Origin of the sequence: Mycobacterium sp. (assembly GCF_035506235.1) — a bacterium.
GTDB lineage: Bacteria > Actinomycetota > Actinomycetes > Mycobacteriales > Mycobacteriaceae > Mycobacterium.
The window spans coordinates 1-2,309 of record NZ_DATJPU010000183.1; the positions used below are offsets into that span (position 1 = coordinate 1).

3 protein-coding genes are annotated in these 2,309 nt (G+C 63.2%); 1 reads left to right on the forward strand and 2 read right to left on the reverse strand.

The genetic code is table 11. The annotated features are described in order from the left end of the window. Positions 1–157: 157 nt before the first annotated feature. Positions 158–982: a DUF5131 family protein gene (locus tag VMD50_RS17435; protein ID WP_325429013.1), complete on the forward strand. Its 825-nt coding sequence runs from the start codon at positions 158–160 to the stop codon at positions 980–982. A gap of 17 nt (positions 983–999) precedes the next feature. On the opposite strand, the gene VMD50_RS17440 is transcribed toward VMD50_RS17435, so the two are convergent. Together VMD50_RS17440 and VMD50_RS17445 are read right to left on the reverse strand one after the other, a co-directional pair. Then, positions 1,000–1,530: a DUF6262 family protein gene (locus VMD50_RS17440; protein ID WP_325429009.1), complete on the reverse strand. Its 531-nt coding sequence runs from the start codon at positions 1,528–1,530 to the stop codon at positions 1,000–1,002. Continuing rightward, the gene (locus VMD50_RS17445) at positions 1,517–2,092 is read right to left on the reverse strand and encodes a transposase (protein ID WP_325429011.1); all 576 of its coding nucleotides are present in this window, start codon (positions 2,090–2,092) and stop codon (positions 1,517–1,519) included. The genes VMD50_RS17440 and VMD50_RS17445 overlap by 14 nt, the downstream gene beginning before the upstream one ends. Between the last annotated feature and the right edge of the window lie 217 nt (positions 2,093–2,309).

The following is a 2,309-nucleotide window of genomic DNA, read 5'->3' on the forward strand; positions in this document are numbered from 1 at the left end:
AGTCACGGCAGACTGAACACCACCCCGACACCCCGAACACCACCGACCCCGCCAGACACCCACCGGCGGGGTCATTTCATGCCCACACATCCTCACCATCAACGCCGCCATCATGCTCATCTTGAGCGCCGGTCAACACCCCAGTTTCGGTGTAACGATGCACCCCGAGTCTGTGCTGGAGCCAATCTTTAAGTGGCCGCGCAGTTCTCGGGTGGCATTCCTGGATAGCATGTCTGACGTGTTTCATGCCCGCGTTACACCCGAATTCCTCGGCCGGGTGTTCGCGACTATGGCGCTCACCCCGCAGCACACCTATCAGATCTTGACCAAGGGCCCCAATCGGATGCGAGACCTACTGGGGGACGGACGGGTCCAACGCGCCATGCACGAGGCGCTGGACAATCTCCGCAGCCACGGCCCGGCGCTACCCATCGCGGTGACACGAACGCTGGCGGCACGGGTCACAGACTGCCCGTGGCCCCTTCCGAATGTGTGGTTGGGAACATCCATCGAATCAGACGAGTATTGCTGGCGCGCAAATGATTTACGCGCGACACCGGCGTCAGTCCGCTTCCTGTCGCTAGAGCCGCTGCTGAGCTCATTGCCCAGTCTGGACCTGTCTGAAATCGATTGGGTGATCGCCGGCGGAGAGTCCGGCCCCAAGGCTCGTCCGGTTCACCCCGCATGGTTGCGCAGCATCCGGGATCGGTGCATCAATGAGAGCATCGCCTTTCACTTCAAGCAATGGGCTGAATACTGCCCAGTTACCGCTCCAGAGTTAGGCGACTTTTGGGTGCTCGGCGAAGGCAAGCACGAACTTCACCCGTGGCGCCCTGACACACGTGACGCAGCGCCCGGGCGATTGCCCGACACCGGCCATGCAGTGATGCGCCGGGTAGGCAAGCACCGGGCCGGTCGCGTCCTTGATGGACGGACGTGGGACGAGTTACCCAAGCCTGTGGGAGGTCGTGCCAGTCCATGACCGCATTCGAGAGATGCTCACGAGCGGTTGAGTTCGGCCATGAGCCCGCGGTTGGCTTCGCGGGCTGCGGCCAGTTCCTCCTCGAGTTCCTCGATCCGGCGCGTGAGGTCGAGTACTAGCTGCTTGTGGTGTTCGAGTTCGTCCTGCAGCGCTGCGGTCGCAGTGGGTGCGCCCATCCCGCTGCGCTCGAATGCCTGCTGGCCCAACATCTCCGACAGTCGGTCTTCGAGATCGCGGATGCGTTGGGCGAGACGGCGGTTCAGTGCGTGGAGGTTTGCGTTCTCGGTCAGCACGGAGCGGTGGCTGATAGTCGTCGACGCCAGCGAGGGGTTCTCGATGGTTTCGGCGGCAGCGGCGAGCACCGCGGCGTGCAGGTCGGCGTGGCGGTGGATGAACGAGCGGTGCACGCCGGCCCGGGTGGCTGTCGACGCGATCGTGATATCTGATCCGTCGCTGTGCATGTCGATTATGGCTTTGTGCACCCGTGCGCGTCGGCGGTCAACGTCGCGGCGGCGAGCTGCGATGAGCGGAATATCAGCGGTCTGCATCGGCGCTCCTGTCGGTGATAGGGGGCGGCTGTATGGCTGGCAACCCGAGGTGGACAGTCTGCCGGGTGGTACGGATGACGGTGATGGCTTCGTTTATGCGTGCCTGGTCCTCGCCATTGAGGTCAGACAGGTCGGCCTCGATACGGTTTATCAGGCCGCGCAGCTGCGCGATCTCCTGATCGCGAGGCGTGAGTTGGTCTTTGGCCCAGTCCTGCAGGTCGGTGGCCGCTTCGATGCGGGCGCGATCGGCGAGCAGTTGCTGCAGATAGGACTTCAGCTCTGGCAGATAGGACGGATCGCTGCGGAAATGGCCGCAGCCCAGGCAGGTGAATTTGTAGGGGCAGGCTTGGCCACCGGCTTTGACATTCGACGGTTCAGTGCACATACCGAACGGGACCGCGACTTGCCCGACTCGCATCCGGGCGTGCGCATCGGCCAGGAGGCCTTGAATGCCGTGAAAAACGCGGCGGCCCTGCCCGTCAAACTGATGGGCGCTCACCCGGTCGATCGCGGCTCGAACTCGTTTCTCAGTGACTTGGTAGCAGCCAAGTGTGGTCTGCATCGAGTCGTGGCCCATTAAGTCGCGCAGGACATCTGGGGCTACGCCCTCATCGGCGTGCCGTTGCGCGTAACAGCGCCTTGTCTCCGCAGTGGCTGTGTGCGGTCGGGTTCGTGTTGCGTTTGACGTGGCCGATTCTCGGCGTGGAGTTCGTGACGCTGATCGCCGTTCGTGTGGCGATAACGCGAAACCGATTGTGATGGACGTCACTGCCGGGTCG

Excerpts from the sequence above, each read along its gene's own strand:
- VMD50_RS17435 (WP_325429013.1), top strand. The coding sequence starts at position 158 with ATGCACCCCGAGTCTGTGCTGGAGCCAATCTTTAAGTGGCCGCGCAGT.
- VMD50_RS17440 (WP_325429009.1), bottom strand. The coding sequence starts at position 1,530 with ATGCAGACCGCTGATATTCCGCTCATCGCAGCTCGCCGCCGCGACGTT.
- VMD50_RS17445 (WP_325429011.1), bottom strand. The coding sequence starts at position 2,092 with ATGCAGACCACACTTGGCTGCTACCAAGTCACTGAGAAACGAGTTCGA.